At 47.6% G+C, this 26,826-nt stretch carries 23 protein-coding genes; 12 read left to right on the top strand and 11 right to left on the bottom strand.

The genetic code is table 11. The annotated features are described in order from the left end of the window. Positions 1–227 precede the first annotated feature (227 nt). The 5 genes from COW15_RS13330 to panP all read left to right on the top strand — a co-directional run bounded on the left by COW15_RS13330 (position 228) and on the right by panP (position 7,589). Positions 228–1,457 carry a sugar diacid recognition domain-containing protein gene (locus tag COW15_RS13330; RefSeq protein WP_293633015.1) on the top strand — a complete coding sequence of 410 codons (1,230 nt, stop codon included), beginning with the start codon at positions 228–230 and terminating at the stop codon, positions 1,455–1,457. Positions 1,458–1,669: 212 nt separating this feature from the next. Continuing rightward, positions 1,670–2,677, top strand: coding sequence for a catalase family peroxidase (locus tag COW15_RS13325; RefSeq protein ID WP_293633014.1), 1,008 nt, complete (start codon positions 1,670–1,672; stop codon positions 2,675–2,677). A gap of 351 nt (positions 2,678–3,028) precedes the next feature. Continuing rightward, positions 3,029–4,387: a GntP family permease gene (locus COW15_RS13320; protein WP_293633013.1), complete on the top strand. Its 1,359-nt coding sequence runs from the start codon at positions 3,029–3,031 to the stop codon at positions 4,385–4,387. Between the two features lie 84 nt (positions 4,388–4,471). Continuing rightward, positions 4,472–5,686 (top strand): glycerate kinase, encoded by a 1,215-nt coding sequence (locus COW15_RS13315; RefSeq protein ID WP_293633012.1) that lies wholly within the window; start codon positions 4,472–4,474, stop codon positions 5,684–5,686. A gap of 253 nt (positions 5,687–5,939) precedes the next feature. Next, positions 5,940–7,589 carry a pyridoxal-dependent aspartate 1-decarboxylase PanP gene (gene panP / locus COW15_RS13310; RefSeq protein ID WP_293633011.1) on the top strand — a complete coding sequence of 550 codons (1,650 nt, stop codon included), beginning with the start codon at positions 5,940–5,942 and terminating at the stop codon, positions 7,587–7,589. Positions 7,590–7,924: 335 nt separating this feature from the next. Here the strand turns inward: panP and COW15_RS13305 are convergent, their stop codons facing one another. Then, positions 7,925–8,422 (bottom strand): hypothetical protein, encoded by a 498-nt coding sequence (locus COW15_RS13305; RefSeq protein WP_293633010.1) that lies wholly within the window; start codon positions 8,420–8,422, stop codon positions 7,925–7,927. Further along, the gene (locus tag COW15_RS13300) at positions 8,422–9,336 is read right to left on the bottom strand and encodes a hypothetical protein (protein ID WP_293633009.1); all 915 of its coding nucleotides are present in this window, start codon (positions 9,334–9,336) and stop codon (positions 8,422–8,424) included. Before COW15_RS13300 ends, COW15_RS13305 begins: the two co-directional genes overlap by 1 nt. Before the next feature lie 1,066 nt (positions 9,337–10,402). Here COW15_RS13300 and COW15_RS13295 point away from each other — a divergent pair. The 6 genes from COW15_RS13295 (at position 10,403) to COW15_RS13270 (ending at position 14,087) form a co-directional block, all read left to right on the top strand. Continuing rightward, positions 10,403–10,654 carry a type II toxin-antitoxin system Phd/YefM family antitoxin gene (locus tag COW15_RS13295; protein ID WP_293633008.1) on the top strand — a complete coding sequence of 84 codons (252 nt, stop codon included), beginning with the start codon at positions 10,403–10,405 and terminating at the stop codon, positions 10,652–10,654. A gap of 10 nt (positions 10,655–10,664) precedes the next feature. Next, the gene (locus tag COW15_RS13290) at positions 10,665–11,021 is read left to right on the top strand and encodes a type II toxin-antitoxin system RelE/ParE family toxin (protein ID WP_293633007.1); all 357 of its coding nucleotides are present in this window, start codon (positions 10,665–10,667) and stop codon (positions 11,019–11,021) included. A gap of 214 nt (positions 11,022–11,235) precedes the next feature. Continuing rightward, positions 11,236–11,610 (top strand): hypothetical protein, encoded by a 375-nt coding sequence (locus COW15_RS13285; protein WP_293633006.1) that lies wholly within the window; start codon positions 11,236–11,238, stop codon positions 11,608–11,610. 294 nt (positions 11,611–11,904) lie between these two features. Further along, positions 11,905–12,741, top strand: coding sequence for an AraC family transcriptional regulator (locus COW15_RS13280; RefSeq protein WP_293633005.1), 837 nt, complete (start codon positions 11,905–11,907; stop codon positions 12,739–12,741). Positions 12,742–12,942: 201 nt separating this feature from the next. Further along, positions 12,943–13,788 (top strand): AzlC family ABC transporter permease, encoded by an 846-nt coding sequence (locus COW15_RS13275; RefSeq protein WP_293633004.1) that lies wholly within the window; start codon positions 12,943–12,945, stop codon positions 13,786–13,788. Beyond that, on the top strand, positions 13,785–14,087 hold the full coding sequence (locus tag COW15_RS13270) for an AzlD domain-containing protein (RefSeq protein WP_293633003.1): 303 nt from the start codon (positions 13,785–13,787) through the stop codon (positions 14,085–14,087). The genes COW15_RS13275 and COW15_RS13270 overlap by 4 nt, the downstream gene beginning before the upstream one ends. On the opposite strand, the gene COW15_RS13265 is transcribed toward COW15_RS13270, so the two are convergent. The 7 genes from COW15_RS13265 to agaR form a co-directional block, all read right to left on the bottom strand. After that, complete coding sequence (locus COW15_RS13265; RefSeq protein WP_293633002.1) at positions 14,077–15,444, bottom strand: sugar MFS transporter; 1,368 nt, start codon at positions 15,442–15,444, stop codon at positions 14,077–14,079. The two genes, COW15_RS13270 and COW15_RS13265, sit on opposite strands and share 11 nt — an antisense overlap. 109 nt (positions 15,445–15,553) lie before the next feature. Further along, the gene (gene agaAII / locus COW15_RS13260) at positions 15,554–16,738 is read right to left on the bottom strand and encodes an N-acetylgalactosamine-6-phosphate deacetylase AgaAII (RefSeq protein WP_293633001.1); all 1,185 of its coding nucleotides are present in this window, start codon (positions 16,736–16,738) and stop codon (positions 15,554–15,556) included. Continuing rightward, positions 16,728–17,654: an ROK family protein gene (locus COW15_RS13255; protein WP_293633000.1), complete on the bottom strand. Its 927-nt coding sequence runs from the start codon at positions 17,652–17,654 to the stop codon at positions 16,728–16,730. The genes agaAII and COW15_RS13255 overlap by 11 nt, the downstream gene beginning before the upstream one ends. 4 nt (positions 17,655–17,658) lie before the next feature. After that, complete coding sequence (gene agaS, locus COW15_RS13250; protein ID WP_293632999.1) at positions 17,659–18,825, bottom strand: D-galactosamine-6-phosphate deaminase AgaS; 1,167 nt, start codon at positions 18,823–18,825, stop codon at positions 17,659–17,661. A 16-nt stretch (positions 18,826–18,841) separates the two neighbouring features. After that, on the bottom strand, positions 18,842–20,119 hold the full coding sequence (locus COW15_RS13245; protein WP_293632998.1) for a class II D-tagatose-bisphosphate aldolase, non-catalytic subunit: 1,278 nt from the start codon (positions 20,117–20,119) through the stop codon (positions 18,842–18,844). A gap of 6 nt (positions 20,120–20,125) precedes the next feature. Continuing rightward, positions 20,126–21,496 (bottom strand): Gfo/Idh/MocA family oxidoreductase, encoded by a 1,371-nt coding sequence (locus COW15_RS13240; protein WP_293632997.1) that lies wholly within the window; start codon positions 21,494–21,496, stop codon positions 20,126–20,128. 12 nt (positions 21,497–21,508) lie between these two features. Then, complete coding sequence (gene agaR / locus COW15_RS13235; protein WP_293632996.1) at positions 21,509–22,294, bottom strand: transcriptional repressor AgaR; 786 nt, start codon at positions 22,292–22,294, stop codon at positions 21,509–21,511. Between the two features lie 334 nt (positions 22,295–22,628). On the opposite strand from agaR, the gene COW15_RS13230 reads away from it, so the two are divergent. Further along, entirely contained in the window at positions 22,629–25,502 is a 2,874-nt protein-coding gene (locus tag COW15_RS13230; protein ID WP_293632995.1) for a TonB-dependent receptor, read from the top strand. Between the two features lie 33 nt (positions 25,503–25,535). Here the strand turns inward: COW15_RS13230 and COW15_RS13225 are convergent, their stop codons facing one another. Together COW15_RS13225 and COW15_RS13220 are read right to left on the bottom strand one after the other, a co-directional pair. Continuing rightward, positions 25,536–26,249 carry a YafY family protein gene (locus tag COW15_RS13225; RefSeq protein ID WP_293632994.1) on the bottom strand — a complete coding sequence of 238 codons (714 nt, stop codon included), beginning with the start codon at positions 26,247–26,249 and terminating at the stop codon, positions 25,536–25,538. Positions 26,250–26,350: 101 nt separating this feature from the next. Then, on the bottom strand, positions 26,351–26,800 hold the full coding sequence (locus tag COW15_RS13220) for a GyrI-like domain-containing protein (RefSeq protein WP_293633048.1): 450 nt from the start codon (positions 26,798–26,800) through the stop codon (positions 26,351–26,353). Positions 26,801–26,826: the final 26 nt, after the last annotated feature.

Raw genomic sequence — 26,826 nt, 5'->3', positions numbered from 1 at the left:
ATTTTCCGATGCTGGATAAACGGCACTCAGCGGATACAAAGTGTCACAAATTAAACAGACTTACAAATTATTTTGTTACATTTGAGTTAAAATTTAACAAAACAAATACAAGCTAAGTATAGAAGATTATAAAAATACCTGCTTTTTTAAGGTGCTTGCTATTGACCTCGTTATCAGTAAATCTAGCCGTGCAGCGTTTATTAATAGATTGAAATCTAAGGTTAGTTATGTACGTTTTAGATCAGCAAATCGCCAAACAAATTGTGAGTCGCACGATGAAAATTATCGGCCACAATATCAATGTGATGAACGGTCAAGGGGTGATCCTAGGTTCAGGCGATCCTAAACGTATTGGCTCAACCCACGAAGGCGCGCTGCTGGCGATTGCCCAAAATCGCAATGTGGAGATCAGTCAGGAAGTCGCCTCAGGGCTGCATGGCGTTAAGCCCGGCATTAATTTACCCTTGCATTATCAAGGACAAATCATAGGTGTTGTCGGTATTACCGGTGATCCGAGTGAACTCACCCATTACGGTGAATTACTCAAAATGACCGCCGAAATGATTGTCGAACAAGCCAACCTGCAGGATAAATTGCAGTGGGAGAATCGCCAGCGTGAAGAGTTTATTCTGCAGCTTATCAAGGCGCAAACCGCCGACGATGAGCAGCTTTACCGCTGGGCCAAACAGCTAGAGATAGATATCAGCCTGCCACGGGTGGCGGCTATAATTGAAATCAGTGAAAAGCATCGACAGCCCATTGTAGAAACCAATAACCCTGTAAATAAGCTAAGCGGCGCTGAGCAAAGCAATGATGGGCAAAATCCCCGCGTGAGCGAAACGCTAAAGCAAGTGCTGCATCTACTGCAAAATCCGGATCGTGGCAACTTAATCGCCATGACATCCATGTCGCAGTTAGTGATCCTAAAGCCGGCTTTTTTAGATGGGAAACAATGGGATCCTGAACTTGAAAACCAGCGCATCGATAAGCTGTTGCAGCGCTTACCCGCCCAAATGGATTTAAACTTTAAAATTGCCTTGGGCCACTTTTTCCCCGAAAAAGGCGGGATAGCGCGCTCCTATCAAACGGCTCAAGAAACCTTAGCCCTAGGCAAGCAGCTCAATGCAGAAGGGAATAAATACCTGTTTGAAGATTATTCCCTGCAAGTGCTACTCGCTGGGCTTAAACATGACTGGCGTGGTCAGGCGCTGGCAACGCCCTATCAACAACTCACCAAGGCGGATAAAAACGGCCAGCTACGCAAAACCTTAGCCGCCTATATCACCCACTTTGGTGATGCGCAGCAATGTGCTAATGCCCTATTTATTCACCGTAATACCTTAAGATACCGATTAGATAAAATTCAACAACTCACTAAAACAGATATCCAATCCCTGCATGGGCTATTAAGCCTGTATCTGGGGCAATTGATTGATACTTCAACTAGCTCAACTTAACACTCGAATGGCTTAACAACTGACCAGATTAGCCATAAAAACAAACCAGCAGGTGATGGCGCTGGCGTTATTTCCGCACCATTGAGTAAAACTTGGCATTTATTAACAGATCGATTGAAAGATTTATACCGTATTGCCTTTCCTATAGTTTCTGATAACCGTTTTGCGTCGACATGTCGAACGCTCGACCCAGTCCATTGAAAGGAATTGCAATGACACCATTCCAACTGACTTTACTCGCCAAAGCCTGCATCATCACAGGCTTAGCGCTAACTTCACCCACATTAGTCGCGGCAGAGAAAACCATTCCTGAGCTAGTCGATGCCGTCAATGGCACGCCCGATGCGGCAAGTCGCGAGGCGGGTAAAAAAGTGAAACTGCGTAATCACACTAAGGGATTTTGCACCTCAGGCAGTTTTAAACCGGATCCGCAATTGCAACAAACACTGGCGATTCCGTTTTTTAATCAAGATGCCATTAAGGTTACAGCCCGTTTCTCCCTCGGCGGTACGAATCCACAGATCTCAGATAAAACTCCTGGGCGCTTCATGTCACTCAAAATAGATGGCGATAAAGAAAACCTTAACTTTGTCACCACTAACGTCCCCGTTTTCTTCGCCAGTAATCTAGAAGAGTTTTTTACCTTTCAGACCAAAGTGAAACAGGGCGCTGAAGGCAAACAGTGGCTTATCGACAATCAACCGAGCGCTAAAGCCTTTTTCGACTATGTCAAACAGCTGCCTCCCAGCCCAAGTTTTGCCAACAGCCGCTATTACGGCGTGAATAGTTTCCTGTTTAGCACCCAAAAAGGCAGCACTCAGCAAGGTGATACGGTTGCAGGTAAGTGGATTTTTGAACCCGTCGCAGGCACAGCTGCGCTATCAGCCAGCGAGCTTGCTAATCTCAGTGATGATTTTTTAAAGGCGGAATTACTCGAGCGCATTAAAACCCAGCCGGCACAATGGAACCTCTACATTCAACTGGCTGAAACGGGCGATGAGATTAATGACCCAACCGTGATTTGGCCTGAGACTCGCCAGCGTTTGCTGGTCGGCCAAGTGATAATTAACGGTGAGCGAGATAGCGATCCCCAAGTGCAACAGTGCGATAAAGGCATTTTCAACCCGCTGTTATTACCTAAAGGCATTGCCGCATCTGCCGATCCTATACTCAATGCCCGCACCGCAGCCTATGTCGAATCCTTTATTCGTCGTCAATAAAGATGTCGAGTTAAGTCCCTCCTGTTTAGGATTGGCAAATAGCCCTATTTGCCAATCCTTACCGACAAGCCCCCTTATCGACAAAACGCCTCCTCTTACATTCGAATTCACCTGAGCATTTTTGTGCGTGAGCACAAAAATGGCGACTTATAACGCGGTAATTCCGTGGATTTAGCCAAAGCTATTCAAGCATGCCTGCACAATAATAGGATGACTTTAAAATAGGATAACCTTAAAGCAGCCCTCATTTGGACTCAGGCCCAAATAAGCACTGCGCCCTACAATAGTAATCAAAAAACTCACTTAAGAGCTCACTTAAAAACTTCAGCCAAGAACTGAACGGGACATAATATGAACTTAGTGCTTATTCTCATCGGCGTGATTGCATTTATTGTTATCGCGACCTCAAAATTTAAACTCCATCCCTTTTTAACTTTAATTCTGGCCGCCTTTATTGCGGCCTTCGCCTATGGTTTACCGAGCGGAGAAATCGCAAAAACCATTACCACAGGTTTTGGCGGCATCTTAGGTTATATCGGCCTAGTGATCGTCTTGGGGACTATCATAGGGATCATTCTGGAAAAGAGCGGCGCCGCCATTACCATGGCAGATGTGGTGATCAAGGTATTAGGTAAACGCTTCCCGACATTAACCATGTCGGTCATCGGCTACCTAGTGTCTATTCCAGTCTTTTGTGACTCGGGCTTTGTGATCTTAAACTCGCTAAAACAATCGATGGCCAACCGCATGAAGGTCTCTAGCGTCTCCATGAGCGTTGCCTTAGCCACAGGTCTGTATGCCACTCACACCTTTGTACCGCCAACGCCTGGCCCTATCGCCGCCGCGGGTAACTTAGGCTTAGAGTCGAACTTGGGCTTAGTGATTGGCGTGGGTCTGTTTGTGGCCGCCGTTGCCGCATTAGCGGGCATGTTATGGGCGAACCGTTTTGCCGATGTTGAACCAGACGGTGAAGGCGCGCAGGAGCTTAAAGCGGAAGCGAGCGACTATGAAACTTTGAAAAAAAGCTATGGCACCCTGCCCAGCCCATTAAAAGCCTTCGCACCGATTTTTGTGCCTATCGTATTAATTTGTTTAGGTTCTATCGCAAACTTCCCTTCAGCGCCTTTAGGTAAAGCAGGATTATTTGACGCGCTAGTGTTCCTCGGCCAACCGGTTAACGCTCTGATGATTGGCCTATTCTTATCCCTGTCGTTATTAAAAGGTGAGAATAAGATCAGTGAATTTAGCGAGCGCATTAGCCAAGGTTTAGTCACAGCCGCGCCGATTATTTTAATCACAGGTGCGGGCGGTGCCTTTGGTGCTGTCTTAAAAGCCACGCCTATCGGTGACTTTTTAGGCATTTCACTGTCGGCACTCGGGGTCGGTATCTTTATGCCCTTTATCGTCGCCGCGGCGCTTAAATCAGCGCAGGGTTCATCAACAGTGGCGTTGGTCGCAACATCGGCATTAGTCGCCCCTATGCTCGGTGATATCGGCCTTGGCAGCGATATGGGCCGCGTACTAACGGTAATGGCAATTGGTGCCGGTGCGATGACGGTTTCCCACGCCAATGACAGCTTCTTCTGGGTCGTCACCCAATTTAGCCGCATGAGTGTGAAACAAGCTTACAAAGCACAAACCATGGCAACCCTTATTCAAGGTATCACCGCCATGTTGACTGTGTATGTGCTCAGCTTAATCTTGCTCTGATTGTGATTAGTAATTAGTGATTTAACCTTGATTCAAGCGTGTCCCTTGGGCGCAAACCGCGCCCATTTAGCTGTAGGATTTTTAATGAAAATAGTTATCGCCCCCGACTCATTTAAAGAAAGCTTAAGCGCACTCGAAGTGGCCAATGCCATCGAGCAAGGTTTGAGACAAGTGATCCCCGACTGCGACATAGTCAAAATCCCCGTTGCCGATGGCGGCGAAGGCACAGTGCAATCTATGGTCGACGCCACGGGCGGCAGTATTGTCAGCTTAGAGGTCATGGGGCCGCTCGGGCATAGAGTGCAAGCCCACTATGGTATTCTTGGTGAAGGTATTCTTGGTGAAGGCATTCTCGACAATAGATCAAATTCTAGCGCAAACAGTGGCTCAGCCACTGATATAAGTACTGGCGCGATTGCCGTGATTGAAATGGCCTCGGCGTCAGGGCTGCACCATGTGCCGAGGGAGCAACGTAATCCGTTGCTCACCACCAGTTATGGTACGGGCGAGCTGATTTGTGATGCGCTTAATCGGGGGATAAAGCACATCATTTTAGGCCTAGGCGGCAGTGCCACCAACGATGGCGGCGCGGGTATGGCCCAAGCGCTGGACATTTTATTGCTCGATAGCCAAGGGAAAACCTTACCCGCTGGCGGCGCGGCGCTGGCAGATCTTGCCCAAATCGATGTCTCAAACGCTCACCCGCTGTTACGTGAGTGCAGCTTCGAAGTCGCCTGCGATGTTGATAATCCACTGTGCGGCGAGCGTGGTGCCTCGGCGATTTTTGGTCCACAAAAAGGCGCAACGCCTGCGATGGTTAACCAGCTCGATACGGCGCTTGCCCATTATGCCGATGTGATTGCCCAAAGTGGCATTAGCGATCACCGCGATCATGCGGGTGCAGGCGCGGCGGGCGGTATGGGCCTTGGCGTAATGGCTTTTTTACATGCAGAGCTTAAACCCGGTGTCGAGATTGTAATGCAAACCGTTGGCCTTGCTGACAAAATCCGTGGCGCTGACTTAGTGATCACTGGTGAAGGCCGCATGGATGGTCAAACCGTGTTTGGTAAAACCCCGATGGGCGTGTTAAAGCAAGCCAAACTGCAGGGCATTCCCACTATCGGTATCGCTGGCTGCTTAGGTGAAAACGCCAATGCCATACTGGATCACGGTATGGCGGCAATTTTCCCTATCATCCCGCACTTAAGTCCGCTCGATGAGGTGCTGGCCAATGCCAAGCTAAACCTTAGTAATACCGCCCGAAATATCGGCGCGGTACTCATGTTAGGCCAGCGCTAATACTCAAGCTAATGCTTAAGTACTTCCCCAGTTTGAGGATTTAAATAAAGGCGCCATAACGGCGCCTTTGCTTATTTAGGCCGCAACGCTTTGGCAACCCAAAATTTTAGTGCTTGATGCCTAAAAGGCCTTGCAGTAAAGTGAGCTCCCTTTTTGGTATTCCGCTGATTGAACATTTTGAGAGTCACTGGTCCGTTATACTCTTCTAGCAAATTTGCGGTTTCACTATAAAAATTAATAGACGGCAAGCCCCATGACCCAGAAACTCCCTCGCCAAGCCACAGCATCCGAATCAAGTCTGCTGCGCATTTTTACTGCACCGGAAGATGCAGGATCAACGCTGAGTATTATCGAGCAGAAGCTCTCCGAGGACTTAGCAGGCTTTTTGGGTGACAGTATCGCCGCGCTCGAAAAACCCTTGTCGGAAATTGAAACCGATTTTCAAGCCTTTGAAATTCCAAGCCAGCCGCGTTTTGTCTCCGATTACACCGACGAAATCATGCAAAACTTGGTGGCGCATTCGGTCCATACGGCGGCACCCAGTTTTATCGGCCACATGACGTCGGCACTGCCCTACTTTGTGTTGCCTCTGTCGAAGATGATGGTGGGACTCAATCAAAATCTGGTCAAAATCGAAACCTCTAAAGCATTTACGCCCCTTGAGCGCCAAGTGCTCGGCATGATGCACCATTTGATTTACGCCCAAGATACGGATTTTTATCAAAGCTGGATGCACAGCGCCAATCATTCCCTCGGCGCATTTTGCTCCGGCGGCACGGTCGCTAACATCACGGCCCTGTGGATTGCCCGCAACCAACTGCTCAAGGCCGATGGCGACTTTAAAGGCGTCAGCCGCGAAGGCTTACTCAAGGCACTGCGCCACTACGGCTATGACGATTTAGCGATTTTAGTGTCGGAGCGGGGCCACTATTCGCTGGGCAAAGCCGTCGATCTGCTTGGCATCGGTCGTGACAATATCATCAGCATACCCACTGGCAGCGATAACAAGGTCGATGTCGCGAAAATGCGCCAAGCCGCCCTTGAACTTGCCCGTAAAAACATCAAAGTGTTGGCGATTGTTGGCGTGGCGGGCACCACTGAGACGGGTAATGTTGACCCACTGACAGAGTTAGCTGCGCTGGCAAAAGAGTTAAATTGTCATTTCCATGTGGATGCGGCTTGGGGCGGTGCGAGTTTATTATCCAATAAATACCGCCACTTACTCGCAGGTATCGAGCTTGCCGATTCGGTGACCATCGATGCCCACAAGCAAATGTATGTGCCTATGGGCGCGGGCATGGTGTTATTTAAAGACCCTGAGTTTGCCCACGCCATTGCCCATCACGCCGAGTATATTCTGCGCCGTGGTTCAAAGGATCTCGGCAGCCAAACGCTGGAAGGCTCACGCCCCGGCATGGCGATGTTAGTGCACGCTTGCTTGCAGATCATCGGCCGCGATGGTTATGAAATCTTAATCAACAACAGCCTTGAAAAAGCGCGCTATTTTGCCGAACAAATCAAAGCCCATAAGGATTTTGAGCTAATTACTGAGCCAGAACTTTGTCTGCTGACTTATCGTTATGTCCCCGCTAGCGTCCAAGCCGCCATGCAAGTTGCTATTGAGCAAGGTGACACGGCAAAACTTGCCCGCTTTAATGAACTGCTCGATGGGCTTACCCAGTTTATTCAAAAGCACCAACGCGAACAGGGTAAGTCTTTCGTCTCCCGCACCCGTATTCAGCCAGCCCGCTATTTTAGGCAAGCGACCGTGGTGTTTCGCGTGGTGCTAGCCAACCCCCTCACCAGCCATGACATCCTCAATCAAGTGCTGGTAGAACAACGTGAAATCGCCGCGCTAGATAACGAGTTTTTACTCGCACTTATGGCGATGGTGGCTAAATAGCGAGTTGTGAAGAGTGAATTTTCCAATAGCGGCTTTCAGATAAAAAGGTTCAAATAGTAAAACAGCCGCAAAGATCTTTGCGGCTGTTTTACTACGCGACAAAAAATTAGCTGAACGTTAAAGTGACAAGATTAATCAGTCCTAGCAACCTGCATATGATTAAACACTTAATATGTCACTCGTTTGTACGCCGAATTCAACTGCTTCCGTGACTCGCCGTGAAGCCATCCATGGCATCCGCGGCACTGCCACGATCACATGGAGATAAAATAGCCTGACACGGAATGATGAACAGCCTCGGTAACAATACTCTTTCAAGGGGTCTTCGAGGCATTTTATCTTGTATTATGACTTTTCTGACGCTTCCTATTTCTCTTCATTTCCTCCTCTACGGCTTCTTTTACCTCTTTTACATCGGAAAAATGATTAAATTGATATTGAACTAACTTTTTATATGAATGGCTTCTGATGAGGTAAAAAGCGCTGAATAGCATCAAACTATTAATGGCAAAAAACATCAATAAGTAGGCTGTTTTTGCCATTAACAATGAAGGAATTGAGATTAATGATAACAGCAACGCGTAGTATTCCAGCACTTTCCAGCAAACAAAAGATCCTCTTGTTACTCCAAAGTTTATCATGCTGAATAGAATGACTATGAATGATATAATACCAACCATCCACTCGGGGCCAAGATCTAAGTGTATCGAAAAAACTGTGATGCAAGACATCGCAGTGCCTAGAGTCAACAACATAGTTACCACTAAAAAAACAGCTATTAATCTTTTAGGTGGAAAAAAACCAACAATCTCATCATCTTTATTTTTCAACATTACTTTGCCAACTCTTCGTAAATACCTACAGCAAGTGAATTAACATTCCCCGATAATGCGCTACTGGTAAAACTCATAGACGCACCAACAGCATCTTTAAGTTGAAACTTTAATGCTTGGGTAATCTGTATCCCAGAATAACGCTTCGGATAGACACCACTTCGAACTAAGCTCTTGAGCAAAGAATTTGAAACACCTGGCTGATTCATTCGAATAATCTCTTGAGTAAGCCTTTTTTTCTCACTTCTTGATAATCCTTGAAGTAGTGCCGTTGTGGTTTTTAGACTATTAGCTTGCAATAACTTAATTGTTTTCAATGTAATTGCGCCAGCGGCTGCAGCACCGGCAAGCGATATAACATCTACAGCGAAAGCTGTATTCGTATACCATTCTTGCGAATCTAGAGCATCGTTCTTAAGAGGTTCATTAACTTCGTTGTAACTCCGATAGACACCATTAGCACATTGAGCCAAGCTAGCAGTACTCGCAGCTACTGCTAGGTAAGTAATAGCACTGCTTGCACCGCCTGTTAATGGAATAGTAGCACCGCTGCCAAAAACAACTATCCAGCCTAAAATGGCGGCACCGCAACTTAATGCTGTTCCCGCTACTTCTCCAACAAGCCTTGATTCTCTGACATTTCCTTGGCTCCCTTTTAAATGGGATGCAAATTGCTGTTGCCCCATCATTTGGGGTGGCTCCCGCAATATGACTTTAATTGGAGATAATTGACAAACTGAGGTGAAAGGCCTTAACTCGACAATAGTATAGTTACTATCGATGTAAATAATTGATGCACCTTGAAGTTCTGGAATAGCATCTATTTTGTTAAATAACTTTTGCTGATCAATATAAGACGAAAGCTTAGTTTTCAGTTGTTGTTCATGAAAATGAGTGGTGCCATATAAAGCCATAGTAAGTTCCTTCTTCTGTTAAACAATCCATGTTCTAGCTGTGCTATCTTACAAAAAAGGTTCTGTAGGCACAACTGATTACAGAAGCTAGCGTGTACACGAAAAGAAAAGTTGGACAAATAAAAGATAGGACAGGCAGAAGTCTTTTGGAACAGCAGTACCCTTTTGAGATTCACAATCAACACCAAAACCACAGGAGTTAACCTTCCCCTCGGAGTTGCCGCAGGGCATTTGCGTTCGTTGCGTGAGCGAGGCATCGATGCCGAGATAGCGTCAGTCGAATCAGGGACGAGCGTCTGACGCGATAGCATAAGGACGCTTAATGCCCAAGGGGCTTTCAACTCCGTTAGGGCGTCTTGGAGCATCCAAGGAGGATAGGATGAGCAGTCCTCCTTGGTCGGGTGTGGGGTGAAGCCCCACGACTTTGATTTAGCCTTTAAAAATTAACCATCAATCATCCCCGAAACCACATAGGAACTAAGGCCTTACATGCGAAAGATAATTCTCCCACTGATCATGCTAAGTCTTGGCGCATAAAAAAAGTGAGAAAAAAGTGAGGACACCCACATATATTTAAGGTTAAAAATGAACATATGCCCTGATGTGTCGACTTGAAAATGGAAATTGATAGTGCAAAAACTGGCTAAAAAGGTACACAGGAATTAACGAAATTAAGCACTCTCATGGAAGTGACCGTTGGCGGCATGGATGCCGCCGTCGAGCCCTCAGGGATGACTTTTTATGATTTAAGCAGGGCGTGTCACTGGAATGAGAGTGCTTAATTGTAAAGACGGACTTATAGCCTCAAACGACACCCACATGTTTCTAACATGAAAAATGTACCTCTAAAGCATCAATTTGAAAATGGAAGATGGCAGTAGAACGTCAATAGATTTGACAAATTAAGACCACAGGACTAAATTTGGTCTAGCCCATTCTGCACTATTAGTTGAGTAGGTAAGCAATTTTCAAATATCGCCACCCTATATTGGAATCGAAATCAGAGCAACGAGAGGAAGGTTAGTTTTTGGGTGACACATAATAACTAACTGAAAAGGTGGGAAAAATGCATGACACCAAAAGCAATGTAAAACCCATTAGTTACATGAAGGCGAATGCAGCCAGATTACGAGATGAGTTAGCATTTGAGCCTATGTTTGTCACCCAAAATGGTGAAGAAACATTAGTGGTTCAAACCGCAGAGGCTTATCACTTAATGCAGGAACAACTCGCCTTTATGCAATTGGTTATCGACAGTGAAAACAGCATCAAAGCTGGAAATGTAATGAGTCTAGACGATATGCTGTCCGACCTATAGGACTACCAAGATGCATACCGCCATTGAGATTTTGTACACCGACAATTTTAAAGCTGACGCACAAGTGGCAATTACTTGGAAATCAAAGCTGATTGGTAAATTAGCAGCGAGGGATGCGATTAAAGGTCTGTTGCAAGATATAGATAACCAACTGCGATTGTTTCCAGAGTCGGGCAAAAAAATAGAATTTGTATCTATCAATGTGCACTATTTAGAGCTGCTAAAAGGTGACTACAGAGCCGTTTATAAAATAGATAAACAGCCAAGTGGTAAGCTAACCCTCTATTTATTAATGTTTTGTCATCAGCGAATGGATTATCAAACGCTAATGCGGCAACGCCATATAATGAAAGTAATTAGCCGCTAAAATCAACACCATAATTTTTCATGTGAGAGTGAAATTCGTTTTTTATAATCAACCTAGCCTATGCAGTAGATGCCGCCGTCGAACCCTCAGGAATGACTTTTTATTATTTAAGCAGGGCGTGTCACTGGAATAAGAGTGCTTAATTGTGTCACTGGATTTATAGTTTCAACATCAAAACATCGCTATATTAAGGATCACTATATCAAGGAGCACTATGTACTTTATTGCAGCTTTTGGACTAGTGATGTTGTTATTAAGCCTAGTGATGGCGGTAAAACCTGCTTCTTTCTCTAAGGGGATCATTTCATTTAGTGAGCAGCCCTATTTCCATATTGTGGAAGTGTTCAGCCGAATTGTTGCTGGTCTCATTTTTATTAACTATTCAGCCAACACCCGGTTTCCACAGGCTATCTTTGCGATAGGTATGCTACTAGTTTGTGTCGGAGTGGGCTTGGCATTCACACCACCCAGATTACATAGAAAGTTTGCCCTATGGTCGGCGCACTACTTCAAAAATAAATTCCGTTTAATCGGTCTCCTTTCAGTTCCGCTATCATTATTATTAATTTATTCAGCTAGTTGTACTTAAAATATGGTTACCTTCTAAATTTAATCAAGGATGAGTTAAGCGACACGGCAACGCACTCGTCCACAAGCCCTAAACCATAGGCAATAAGATGCTTCCCCAACGAAAGTGGTTATCCCGCTGTTTATGCTAAGCCTAGGCGCATTGCCTTTATTTGCTCAAGCACAGTACCGCCGATTGATTGGGTAAAGCGCAGAACAAAATCCAATATGCGCAATTTTGTACAAAAGCGCGAAGGATTTCTGGGTTACTATCAGGCTAAAACCGCCCATTCATCTATCCAATAAAGGAGGCTTGATGAACACAGAACATGCGGCCTACCAGATTGCCGATGAATTAGGTGGCCTCGAGTTACTCAATGCCCACTACCATAAACAAAATTTCAGTCGTCATACCCACGAAGGTTACACAGTCGGCGTGATTGAAACGGGTGCCCAGCGTTTTTATCGCACCGGTGGCAACCATGTGGCGCCAAAGCACAGCATCATTCTCGTCAATGCCGATGAAGTCCATAATGGCTGTAGCGCCACCGAGGGCGGCTGGTCCTATCGAGCCATGTATCCAGTACCCGCGCAGTTTGCCAATATTCACAGTGAGCTAGTAGCAAATAGCGGTGCGCCCTATTTCCCAGATCCCGTAGTGTACGATCCCGAATTAGCCGAACTGCTGCGCCTCACCTTTGCTACCTTAGATACATCGGATAATCGCTTACTGCGCGAAAGTTTAGTCTATTCAAGCCTGATGCAATTGATGGCGCGCCACGGCAAGCATCGTCCAAGTGACAACCTCGCGGCAATGGCGAAGCCTGCGTTAGCGCTGGTGAAATCCTTTATCGACGATCATCCCACAGCCGATATCTCCCTTGAAGAGCTGGCAACACTGGCGGGATTAAGCCCCTACTATTTACTCAAGCAATTTCAGCGTTATTACGGCTTACCGCCCCACGCTTACCAAATTCAGGCCAGAGTCAGGCTGGCCAAGGGAAAAATCAAGCAAGGCACACGGCTGCTCGATGTCGCCCTCGATTGTGGTTTTCACGATCAGAGTCATTTGAATCGGCATTTTAAAAAGACCGTCGGCGTAACGCCGGGGCAATTTGCCAAAGAAATAGGCCGCAATATTATCCAAGCCTAAACAACCACTTTAGGTTAATCTGCCATGCTCATGCTTGCTTACTATCCCTAATAACAGGCCTGCTAATAGCAGGTCTGCCATGACTAAACACTAGTCTCTAAGAAAGAGTCGTAACTGAGCGGAATAACTGAGCAAGCAACCTTATCCAAGCATTCATTGTTGAACCGCGACCTAGCGTCGCCACTATTTTTAGGAGCCAAAGTGATAACAGATAAACAAATAGAACCTGATGTTTATCCCGCGCATCCCACAAAAGCTAAGGCTTTTTTAAAAGGCACCTTGGCCATAATGCCACTGACGATAGCAGTCGTGCCTTGGGGAATTTTAGCGGGCTCCTTCGCTATTGAGGTCGGGCTCACGCCCATTGAAAGCCAAGCCATGTCGGCGATTATCTTCGCGGGCTCGGCTCAATTAGTGGCGCTCGGCATGGTCAAAGCCGGGATTGGCCTGTGGAGTATCTTGATTACTACCTTGCTTATCACCTCGCGCCATCTGTTATACGCCATGGCGATGCGCAGTCAAATCAGTCCCTTGCCATTAAAGTGGCGCCTGACATTGGGATTTTTGCTCACAGATGAACTATTTGCCATCGCCAATCAAGGCAAGCTACATAAGTTCGACCCTTGGTATGCCCTCGGTGGCGGCTTGAGTTTCTATATCGGTTGGAACCTAGCGACCCTACTTGGCATAGTGGCGGGCAATGCTATCGAGAACTTAGGCGAACTCGGGCTCGATTTCGCCATAGCCGCCACCTTTATCGCACTGGTCATGCCCACGGTAAAAAAGCCGTCGATTCTCGTCTGTGTATTAGTCTCGCTCACCCTTGCCGTGGTATGCGCCTTGTTTGAGATTCAAGCGGGATTACTGATCGCCGCCATAGCCGGAATGACAGCTGGCGTGCTTTACGCCAAAGTGACCCAGGAAGCGGAACGCGCACAACAATCCGCAAATCAGTTAGCAAACACACAGGCCCAAGCAAGAGCAGGGACTGAAAGTCAGACTGATACTATGACCGAGACGAAATCAATATCAGGAGAAAAAGCATGATTTGGCTAATGATCTTCTCAATGGCGGCGGTTGTATTTATCAGTCGTCATTTACTGCTCGAACCTAAATTACCGCTGCGATTAAGTAAGGGCACCCAAACTTTTTTAAGTTACTCAGCCCCTGCAGTCCTCACCGCTATCTTCGCGCCCATAGTGTTTGTGCAAGAAGGTCAGCTCGATCTGAGCTTAGATAACAGCTATCTTATCTGCGCCGTGGTCGCGACGATACTCGCACTCGCCACCCGAAATACCTTGCTAACCACAGTGTTGAGTATGGGGCTGTTTTTCGTTATTCATTAGTCATAACGATTGTTGGCGACCTAAGCTTCGACGTTAGTTTATGGCCCCAAATGGCATAGTAGAAAATCAAACCATAGCAAGGTAATAGTAAAACATACGCCATTTGACTATCGCCTTGGCTATGGGCGATATAACCATAAAGCAAAGGTAAAATCGCCCCACCAGCAATACCCATAATCAGTAGTGCCGAAGCCGTGGCAGTGAGTCGTCCAAGCCCTTGCAATGCCAAAGGCCACACGGCTGGCCATACTAAAGCATTAGCGAGCCCCAATAGCGCAAGATACAGCACGGGATCTGGCACAGGTAATACGCCTAACCAATCCAATAAGAACTGCGACACACTTTGACTTTGGCTATCACTAAACAGTATCCCTAATGTAAAGCTAAGTCCCGCTAACGCTGATCCTGTCAACGCCGTTTGCTGGCTAATGACTTTGGGGATCAGCAAAATCCCTAGCACATAACCTAAAACCATAAATCCCATAGTGTAGGAGGTCATCATTCCATAATGCTCGACCCCAAGACCTTGGCTAAATAGCCCGATACTGTCACCGGCTATCACTTCTACCCCAACATAACAAAAGAGAGTTAAGGCACCGAGGATCACCTGCGGATACTGTAAAATGGCTTTCCAATCGGCTTGAGAACGTTCAGCCTCCTCGCCTAAATCAGGCTCCGGCAAGGGTGAGAGCAACACAAAAAGCATCAAACCTATGAGCATCACCACCATCAACAGATAGGGCAGCACTAAGCGATTGGAAAGTTCGACCAACGCCAGTTGTCGTTGCTCCTCCGACAAACTCGCTAGCACCTGCTCACTATAGGGTTCCATGCCCGTTAAAATCCATGCAGTAAACAGGATAGGAACAATAAACCCCGCGCTTTTATTGACTATCCCCATCAAACTGATGCGCATCGCCGCACTTTCCCGGGGCCCAATACAGACGATATAGGGATTCGCCGCCGTTTGCAGTAACGTCAGTCCAGTCCCAAGAACAAACAGTGCTAACAAAAAGGTAGCAAAGTGGCCAACAAAGGCCGCAACAATAAAAAGCCCTGCGCCGACAGTCATAGTTGCCAGCCCTAGGGTCATGCCCATTTTATACCCCACCCGCGTGAGTATGGATGAGGTCGGCAGCGCCATCACAAAATAGGCAATATAAAATACAAAGGTGACCAAATAAGCCTCAAATTCATTTAATTCGCAGGCAATTTTTAAAAATGGGATCAGAGCACCATTAAGCCAAGTCACAAAACCAAAGACAAAAAATAAAATACCTATTAATAACATAGGAATAAAACTGCCTTGAGGTGGCGCAGATGCGGGTATATGGGCATGGTCGGATGTGAATTTCATCGGTTCACCTTATTGTTATTTTGCTTGTTGAATGGGCGATGAGTTGAGTACTTAGCTCACCCCAAATTAATGCCACTTTAATTATTGTTTTAATTGATATATCGGTAACTTACGCAAACCGAGCATGCTCGGCTTGATACTGCAACTCCCCAGCAATCCAGACCGCTAAGACCCTCTGCTCGTCATCGAGCCAGACCCAATCTGCCTGTTTACCTTCGGCAATATCCCCCAATTGCGGCCGCTGAATAAAGTCGGCGGGCGTGCGTGTCGCCATCTGCACTGCGTTGCTAAGGCCAAGATGGAGTTCGGTGGCGGCATAACGCACCGCGCTTGCCATATCCAGCACTGAGCCCGCTAAGGAGCCATGCTGATCCCTAAGCGTCATCCCTTCGCGAACCACTTTGCCATCGAAGAATTGAAATTCCGTTTGCTCGCTCCCTAAGGGCGACATGGCATCGGTGACTAAGATCAGGTGCTCAGTTCCCTTTGCTCGCCAGGCCACCAGCGCCGAGATGGGATGCACATGTTGACCATCGAGAATAATCCCGCAGTAAGTGTTTTCACTGGCAAATGCCGCGCCCACCATTCCTGGTTCGCGGGAAGTCAGTGCCGACATGCCGTTGTAGAGGTGGGTAAAACCCGATGCGCCGGCCTCAATGGCCTTAAAGACTGTGTCGCCGTCGGCATTCGAATGCCCAAGACTGACAATGGCGCCGGAGGCAACGAGGCGTTTGATTTGTTCTGGGGTGACAGATTCTGGCGCTAGGGTGATGAGCCTGACACCGAGATCTTGCCTTAAGTAAAGCTGCCACTCGCGCTCAGTGATGCTGCGTAAATGTGCGGGAGGGTGACAACCGCGTTTTGCGACCAACAAATGCGGGCCTTCAAAGTGGATACCGATAATCCCAGAAACTTGGCAAACAATCGCCTCGGCCACCGCATCGGCCGCCGCCTGCATCACCTCAATATCGTCGGTGATCACCGTCGGTAACATGGCCGTGGTGCCAAACTGGCGATGGGCCTGCATCATCAACCTTAAGGTTTCCAGCGTCGGTACATGATTGAACATCACGCCCCCACCGCCATTGACTTGAGTGTCGATAAATCCCGCCACCAGCGTGCCAGAGGTCAGTCGGTAGCATGGTTTATCCGATGTACACTCTGCCGATATTGAGGATTTAAGACCGCAAATAATGCCATCCGACACCTCAATCGCGCAGTGCTCAGTGAGTTTGCCTTGAGTTAGCACCTTAGCGCCGTCGGCTATCAGCATAAAATCCGTATTAGGCTTCATAGCTTATCCCCGCATCGAGTCCATGACCAAGCAACGCCGCACCGCGTACCCCGCTAGCGGAGCCAAACTCAGCCACCTTAAATTGCGGCAAGGTCACGCCATCGAAAAGATGCGCCTTGGTCGCCTCGGGTAAAGCCGCGAGAATATCTTCGACTTCGGATAGCCCACCACCGAGCACTATAATGTCGGGATCCATAGTGAGAATTTGCGATGCCATCACACTGCCAAGCACATCCATATAAGTGGTAAAGGTTTGCAGTGCGGGAGGTTCTTTGCGACGTAACGCATTAAGCCACTCAAAGGTATTGGCCGTTTGCCCTGCGATGTCTTGATAGAGTCTGCCAAGCCCTGTGCCAGACACATAGGTCTCAGCGCAGCCCTCAAGGCCACAGCCACAGGCATAGAGGGGTAATTGATGTTGAAGTGCAACTCGCGCGCTCACGGCTTGATGTCCAAACTCCCCTGCCAGTCGATTCGAGCCAAGATACAGTTTGCCGTCAATACATAAGCCGCCACCAGTGCCCGTGCCTAAAATGATGCCCAATACCCGTGAATAGCCTTGGCCGACACCGAGTACCGCTTCGGACAGGGCAAAACAGCGGCAATCGTTGCCAATAGCCACGGTTCGACTGAGTAGTTGGGCTAAATCATAGGCAACTCGGCGCTGATTTAGACACGGCACATTACTGGAAATCACAGTGCCATTCGCCTTTATCACCCCAGGCAGGGCGATGCCGACTGTGCCACGCCTGCCACATAGCATGTCGGCCTTTTCAACTTGCTCAGCTAACGCCGTCATAAATGCGGCATAGTCCTGCCGCGGTGTACTTAAACGCCACTTATCCTGTAGTTGTAATTGAGTATCGAAAATCGCCAACTCAATTTTAGTTCCACCTATGTCTAAGCCGTAATACATATGCTCACCCCTGATTCACTAGGGGATACAGACTCACCCCCTGCACCACTCGATTCACTTGCCCCGTTGGACAGGGATTATCGGGGGAAATACCCAACTGCATTGCTTTATAGAAGGCTAATATCTGACACCAGAGAATAAATGGTAGACCGAGCCAAACTTCTGCTAAGGCGCTGTTCTTGGCAAGGTATAACTCGGACAACGTCAGCACAGACAATGCCTGATTATCACGCTTAAGCTCCTGAATTAAGTCATTATCATATTGGCAACTATAGGGATTAGATGACGTCATAACGAACACTTGAGTGCCACTGTCTATTAAGGATTTTGGGCCATGACGAAATCCGAGTGGACTCTCAAAGGCGCTAATGATCTGCCCCGCGGTTAACTCGAGATATTTAAGCGCCGCTTCTTGAGCGATAGCTTTTAATGGACCGGCCCCCAAAAATACCACACGTCCGCAGGGCTGCTCGGCTTGGGTACGGATCTCAGTTAAATGCTCGGAGAGGATCCTATCTGCCATTTGACAGATTTGGGTGAATGCCTGCGGCTCTGGAGAAAAAATCAACAGTGTCGCCAAATACATGCAAGTAAAACTGCTGGTCATAGCAAAACTCACATCGTGGGTTTCATCGGGCAGCCTATAGAGATAGCAATGGGACTTATCGGTGCAATATTGGGCAAGCTTCCCTTGGCCATTGCAGGTAATCACCAAGTGATAACACTCATCGATCAGCTGTTCGGCCAAACTGACCGCCGCCATGCTCTCAGGACTATTGCCCGAACGCCCGTAGGAAATGAGTAAAGTGGGTATTTTAGGACACAGATATAATGCTGGGTGACTCACAAGGTCCGTAGTGCTGATAGCTTCCACTCTTTGGGTAGCTAGGGGCACATGTTGCTGAATATGGGCCGCCAGCGCTTCACCTATATAGGCAGAGGTTCCCGCTCCTGTGAGAATAATCCTCAGCTGCGCCTTAGCAAGAATCGGACTTAACCAAGCTGCTAATGAGCTATTATCAAGATGTTGCTCATTGACTTGATGCCACATCTTCGGCTGTTGGCTAATTTCCTTGGCTGTCCATATTGCACCATACTGAGTTAATTGTTCAGTGTTCAATAAAAGGGTTGTATCCTGCTGTTCGAAGACTGGAATAGAACTGGTTAACATCAAAATTTCATCCCTTCTAATATGATTTCATCACGGGAAGCTGGCAAGCTGCGGCATAATCGGCCAAGACTTCGGTAATTTTATGTAACACTAACTCACGGGCATTGGGGGCAATCTCCCCCGCTAGCACAGCCGTATATTGATTGGGCAAATATTGGCTGATCAGTGGTAGCGGAATGCTCTGGGCAAGGTTAGTGAGCAGACGCTCAACCTTGGCCTGTAAACTCGGCCAGTAATAGCGAATCCGATCACTAAAGCTGAATCCCAATTGCCACTTTAATGCCTCGTTATCGGCATAAAATCCTTGCCAATACTTAGGGTTATCCCGCATTAATTCGAAACAGCTTTGGCGTAGATTCGAACAGAGTTCAGCTTCACACAGCACATTTTCGATATGAGATAGGGCAAATAAGGCCTCTCGAAGTGCAAAGGTCAGCTGGGGACCGACTTTTAAAATCGCAAAATGCTGCTGCACTAAGGCCCGATAACCTTCGGATAGTTGATAATCAGTCGAATGGGCTTCAAACACTAACCTTGGATAGGAGCGAATAAACTCACTTTGTGCCATAGTGCCTGCGGGTTCAAAAAGATGTACCTGACTGTTATCAAACTCCACGCCAGGCTGTACCACTAGGGCAATCACTTTTTGCCACACTTCATAGCCTAAACCTGTCGCAATAAACGCTTCACGGTGGCAATGTAAGGTATGTTCAATGGCGCTCACTGGGGTGACAGCAAGTTCGGCCTCCATCTCACTCACGCCGCCGGGCGCCGGCACTTCGGTACCTATCACGTAGCAGAGTTGCTGCCCTGGAGCACAATGGGCTTCGGCCACAGCGCAAAGACGCGCCGCTCGCCGAGCAATGACTTCATCACTTAATGGCAACACATCATCGGCACAGGCCATGCTGGTATCGAGATGGATTTTCGTGAATCCCGCTTTCACAAACTGGATGATCAACACTTCGGCCAGTTGCATGGCTTCTTCGGCACCTTGCTTACACCATACAACTGGGCCTAAGTGATCACCGCCAAATAAAAGCTGCGATTTATCCACCCCAAGCTCCATGGCCATAGATGTCACAAAATCAATAAAATCCTTTGGATTCATTCCAGTGTAACCGCCAAACTGATTCACTTGATTCGCGGTCGCTTCGATTAATAGCGGAGTACTATTAGCTTTGGCCTGCAATAGAGCAGCCTGTAACACCAAAGGCTGGGCCGAGCAGACAGCAAAAATGCCCGCCTGCTGCCCTGCTCTATTGGCGTCAATGATAGCGTTAATCACTGACATAGTGACTTACCCCACAATGCCAAGTGGTTTTGCCGTTTGCCATACACCACGGGTAAAGTCAGGGAAATCCTTGGAATTACCGCGGTCACTCACCGATGCCACAGAGAGTGGGAAGACCGCCGACCAGGCGGCGCCGTCATACACATCTTGATCTAACGCCTCACCGTTCCGTAGGCAGTAAATCATCCGCCAACACATCAAGAAATCCATGCCGCCATGGCCGCCATTCTCCTCGGCCTCTTTCCCCATACGAGTCCATAAGGGGTGATCATATTTGGCGTACCAAGCGTCCATGTTTTCATCCCACTCGTGATAGCTGCCAGTGCCACCGTTTTCGAGGGCAATCCGATTTGGGAAGCCGGCAAACACGCCGTTAGTCCCTTGGATAAGATTATGGCGACTGTAGGGGCGCGGCGTCGTCGTATCGTGCTGCACCATAATGCTGCGGCCCTTCACAGTCTTGATCAGACTGGTATTCATATCGCCACCGATATATTTCAACTGGTTACGTTGATGATCCGCGGGGAATTCACGTTTAGCGTAGGCGGCGCGGCCTAATGAAGGAGAGCTAACAGAGGTGAGATAGTCTAAACGGTCACCGCGGTTAATATTCATATACTGGGCAACGGGGCCTAATCCATGGGTGGGATAGAGGTTACCATTATATTTGGCATGGTAAGCGGTACGCCAAGAGCCTGTTTTATGGTCAATTTCCTTCATCTGCCAGCGCAGTTCATGGATATAAGCCGCCTCACCGTGGAGCAGTTCACCAAACAGGCCTTGGCGCACCATGTTGAGCACCATGAGTTCATCACGGCCGTAACAGACGTTTTCCATCATCATGCAGTTACGTTGGGTCACTTCGGCGGTATCGACTAAGTCCCAAAGTTCTTCTATCGTGCCAGCCATCGGCACTTCAACGAAAGCGTGTTTGCCCGCTAACATAGCCTCTTTTGCCATGGGGTGATGCCATGCCCAAGGGGTCGCAATCACCACAATATCCACATCATCACGATTGAGTAGATCGCGATAGGCATGCTCGCCCTTGCTAAAATACACAGGTTTATCACGTCCATATTCGTTAATGGCCTTCTCTGCGCGGGCCAGCACTAAGGTATCGGTATCGCAAATGGCGGTAATTTTTGCGCCATCGATACGGCTAAAGTGATGCACAAAACCAATACCACGCTCACCCACACCGATTAATCCCACCCGCACTTCATCCATGCTAGGGGCCACAAGCCCCATCACGGATTGACCCGCTGCTTTAGGCGTTGTGCCTGTTGCACGTTCCGCTGTCGCGCAGGCCGCCAGAGCCGTTGCCGCAGCAGTCACCATGGAAGCCTTTAAAAACGAACGACGATCAAAACCCGACATAGTAATTCCCCGTTATAGATTCGCTTTCTCAATGAGGTGTAGTTGCACACCTTGTTTAGTTAATTCATCAACATAGCGCTCTGGGATCCCTGTATCTGCCACCAGCCGCGTGATACGACGACTGCTGCAAATCACATGGAATGCTTGTTGATCAAACTTTGATGAGTCAGTCACAACGATAATTTCACTCGCTATCTCACACATCACTCGATTGAGGCTGGCTTCTTTTTCAAAGTGAGTCGTTAAACCCGCCCGTAGATCGAAACCATCCACCCCTAATATCAACTTGTTAAAGTTGTAATCCCGCAAACTGTTCTCGGCGATATTGCCGTAGAACGAGAGCGACTTTTTACGCAAAAGCCCACCAGTCAACATCACTTCAACTTCGTCAGCCTTAGCTAATTCGGTGGCGATATTGAGCCCATTGGTCATCACAATCAGGTCTTTATGCTCCATCAGATTAGCCGCCACTTGTTGTGTGGTTGTGCCTGAGTCGAGCAGTAAACGGTCACCGTTATAAACCAATCCAGCGGCGACTTTGCCTAACTCTTGTTTCAATACCGAATGGCAGCTGCCCTTCTCCTTGAGTGACAGTTCACGGATCAATTCACTGTTGACCATGGCGCCACCACGGGAACGAACCAATAACTGTTTCTGATCTAGCATGGCTAAATCACTGCGTATCGTGACCTCAGATACCCCAAAATATTCGGCCAATGCGGCAACAGAGACCTTTCCCTGTAACTGCGTCATACGCACAATTTCCTGCTGCCTCTCGATCGTGTTCAAAGTGCTCACATGAATCCTCATTCTTTCGATTAACCGTCAACTGAAAGGTAACACGCGCAATACAACTTTCAAACACTTTCGAAATCAATTTCAACGAACAATCTAGTCAAAATATTAAATAACAATAAGTTAAGTAATTAATTCTGCTTGATTGTGGCGTTTGTGATTTTAATAATGCATGAATGTGAAATCATTTGAAAGTATTTTTACATTTTTTTATTGATCGAATATGGGAATTAACGCTATAAATAAGACTTCGAAAGGTTTGCGTAGTTTCTTTCGCTTTCGAAGCTGTATTAGAAGACACGGTAATGACCGTGCATCACACTCATGCGGGGATACTATGAAATTCTTAACCACACAACCTGCCGCAATCGCCCTAGCGATCGCAGCAGCACTGACAGCAATGAACAGCGCAGCCAATGAACAGGAGTCCAAACCGGGTACTGAAGCTAAAGAACAGCAAGTCCAAACCACGGAAACAACACAGAACAATGCTGCGCAAACCAATGACGCCGATGTTGAACGCATTCAGGTCACGGGGATCCGAAGCAGCATCAAAGAAGGCATGTTTTTAAAACAGAATGCCGTGAGTGTAGTCGACCTCGTTGTCGCCGATGATATTGGTAAATTTCCCGATGAAAACTTAGCCGAAGCGCTGCAACGGATCCCAGGGGTGACCATTACCCGTAATGGTGGAGAAGGGCAGAATATTCTGGTGCGAGGATTAGGTGATGGTTATAACGTCACAACGCTCAATGGCCGCAAATTAGCCTCTGAAAATGCTGGCCGCGACTTTAACTTTGACACTATCGCCTCAGAACTGGTGAATGTGCTAGCGGTATACAAATCCCCCGAAGCGAGACTCACCGAGGGAGGTATCGGTGCCATTGTCGATATCCAAACCCGCAAGCCCCTCGACTTAGACGGCCAAACTATTCAAGCATCGGCCAAAGGAATTTATGAATCCCGAACCGAGGATATTCATCCCCATGCCTCTTTAATCATTGGCGATAAAACAGATGATGATAGCTTTGGCGCCCTATTATCAGCGGTATATTCCCGTAAAACCCTAAGGGCGGATACTTATTCTGCCGAAGGCTTCTTCGATGAAGATGAGGGCTGGGGGGTTGATAGTGCGGGGGTTCCCGTCGATACCAATAACAATGGTGTAATCGATGCGGGGGAAATCTATGCCTCAAAAATCCCAAGTTATATGTACTTTGCGAATGCCCAGGATGTCCGTGAACGCTTAGGTGGGACACTCGCATTGCAATGGCGACCGATGGATAACCTTGACGTTAACTTTGATGGCCTCTATTCCCGCTATAATACCGATGGTAATAAATACCAAATCGGCTTTGTAAACTATGACGAAGAATGGACGCCAGGCACACCATTATTCACCGAGGCAGAATTCGATGACCAAGGTCGTGTCGTCAGCATGGATCAAACGGGTGAAAATACTATGGTTGAATTACTCAACCTAAGTACACCAAGAAAAACAGATACTTATCAAGTAGCTCTCAAAACTGATTGGTATGTACAGCCCCAGTGGTCTATCACGGCTGACCTTGCCTATTCCGCCGCAAAAAATGCCAATAATGGTGATAACCGCTTTGTGGTTGCCCGTGGCTTTGTCGATAGTATCGATATTGACTACACCAAAGGCAATATGCTGCCCGATGTCGTGATAAGCCCAGGCCTTACCCCTGAGCAAAAATATGGTGCCCATTACAGCCGCAACAGTGGCGTCGATGTGGATGATAAGGTCACGGATATTAAACTCATAAGCCAATATATCCCAGACGAAGGTATCATCAGTAAGGTCGATTTCGGCGTCAACTACGTTAAACAAGTGAAAAAGCAAACGGAATTTGCCTCTTCAAACTCAAGCCAGTTTAGTCGAGGGGGTTATTACCTCACCCGTGACGGTTATACCTTCGATAACAGCACTGTCTTTACCCAAGGTGAATTTGAACTATTCCAAATCCCCTCTAACGTCTTTGTGCCTGCAAATTTCGATAACTTCCTCGATGGTGAAAACAGCATTTCCCCCGAGCCTTGGCCAAGCTTTGACTATGACAAATTACTCGAGTACTACCGCAGCATCAATCAAGAAGCTGCCGACAAGAGTATTGTTGCAAGCCTCAATAAAGCGGGGAGCTATCAAGTCACTGAAGCGGTCAGCTCAGCCTATGTGCAAGTGAATATTGAAGAAGAAATATTCGACTTACCCTATTTACTCAACTTGGGGCTAAGAGCCAGCCAGACAAAAGTGACCTCCAACGGTTATGGCTATGATCTGTCAAAAGTAGCACTAGACAGTGCGGGGCAACCCATCAACAACGATTGGAAAAATGTTGTCGAAGTCGGTTATAACGACAGCTACAGCAACATTCTACCTAGCCTGAACTTCAAGCTGGATCTGCAGGATGACTTGTTGCTCAGAGTGTCGGCGGCTGAAGTATTAAGTCGACCTTCCCTCTACGATCTACGCGTATGGGCCGCACCAAATTTCACGACCCGTGAGCAAGGGTTACCCACTCTCATCCGTGGAAACCCAAGCGTTGCCCCAGAAAAAGCCCGTCAGGGGGATATTTCCCTCGAATGGTATTTCCACGAGAGCAGCTCTTTAAGTGGCGCTATCTTTATCAAAGATATTGAGTCCTTTATCACCGAGGATAAGAGCGTACAAACCATCGCAGGCAATGATTACTTCGTCACTCAACCCGTGTCCGGTAAATACGGCGCTAAAGTTCAAGGAGTGGAAGCCGCATGGCAGCAGTCCTTCGATGAATACCTACCTGAGCCCTTTAATGGCCTAGGTTTTCAACTTAACTATACCTATGTGGACAGCAGTTATGATGATCCAGAACTGGCCGAAAAGGGGTTGCCTTTTAAAGGCATGTCGAAAAATTCCTATAACGCCGTACTTTACTATGAGCAATACGGCTTACAAGCTAGGGTTGCCTATAACTGGCGCAGCGAGTTCCTCGTTGATCCAGAGGCGTGGGGCGGACCCGCTTGGATCCAAGACTATGGTCAGCTCGATGCCAGCGCGAGTTACGACATCCTAGAAAATGTGTCGATTTTTGCCGAAGCCTCAAATCTCACCAATAGCCGCTACTCGGGTTATGTAAAGCATGAGGACCAAGTGAATTACCTAGAGCGCTTTGGCACTCAAATCGCCCTAGGGATCCGTGGTAGTTTCTAGGCGAACAATAAAATAAGTTGTAATAACAAGCCACTATTCGAGTGGCTTTTCTTTTTCCTGCTCTCTGATGCTTATCTGCTGCTCCATCAGGCAAATATAATCTTCTAACTCTCGTCCCGGCGTTAGCTCAAAATGGCGGTTGAGTTTTAATAATCCTGTGATGCGATCGACCCTAAAATTACGAAAATCGGCCCGCAATTCACACCAGGTCAGCAGCGTCCAAGTGCCGCGCCAAAAATAGATGGCGAGCGGCCGCACTTCCCGCTCGGTGACATCAAGTTTCACATCTTGGTAGAAGAGTTTGACATATTCGCGGCGCTGGGCGGCATTGCGCAGGGGATCGAGGAATTGAAACTCATTGGAATCTAAATAAAAATCCGGCGAGAACATCAAGGATTGATAGGCTTGCAATCGTTTTGGTAGTACGGCTTCCACTTTAATCATCGCCTGCCTCGCGGCGCTACCGAGTTCTTTTCCACCCCAGGTTTGCACCATACGCATGCCGACTTGAATCGCTTCGAGTTCGGCTTCGGTGAACATTAACGGTGGCACATTCACCTCGTGGCGCAATAAATAGCCCACGCCCGCCTCCCCTTCGATGGGAATGCCACTTAAACACAAATCCTGCACATCACGGTAAATCGTACGCGTGGAAACCTCTAACCGTTCGGCTAGTTCCAAGGCTGTGGTCAGGCGTTTATGTTTAAGAATTTGCACTATTTGAAATAGGCGATCGGCACGGCGCATGGACAGTTATTAACCCCTTATATTGAGGTGACGGGCAATAGTTGGGATCTTAACCGCTTACACTCGCGTATCCAAATGTTAAGATAAGCTCAAGATCTGCTTTATAAAATCCCGATATAGATCTCGACGTCAGTGGCACCGAGATACAGTTCAAAATCCGTTTGATAGCGCCGCTGATACGGGCAATCCGTAGCACTAAAATAGCCCCACACCCGTCCCCAAAGATCGATAACACACTGGGGCATTTCCCCCTGGGCCGTAAATTTAAGGTACTTGCCCGCTTCGAGTTCCAGCGGTGTAAAAGGGTTGGTATCGACAGGAGCATCGATGGCCTTACCCACCAGCACAGAAAACTCGCCATTCATATCTGACGCATAATCATAGTACACGCCGTACATAGGCGAATTGAGCATAGCCGTGAGCTGGGATGATTCAAAAAAGGCTTGCCACAGGCCGCCAATTTTAGCGCTGTCGACGGACATTTCAGCCCTATTGTTGGTGCGGCAGCTCAACCCAAGTAGTGGTCGAGCATCAATATAAACCAGGTCCATCATTGTTTCTTCCCTATATACCTAAA

This window comes from Shewanella sp. CG12_big_fil_rev_8_21_14_0_65_47_15 (genome assembly GCF_002783505.1).
GTDB lineage: Bacteria > Pseudomonadota > Gammaproteobacteria > Enterobacterales > Shewanellaceae > Shewanella.
Note: the sequence above shows the minus strand (reverse complement) of the source record. Positions and strands in the feature narration are given on the sequence as shown.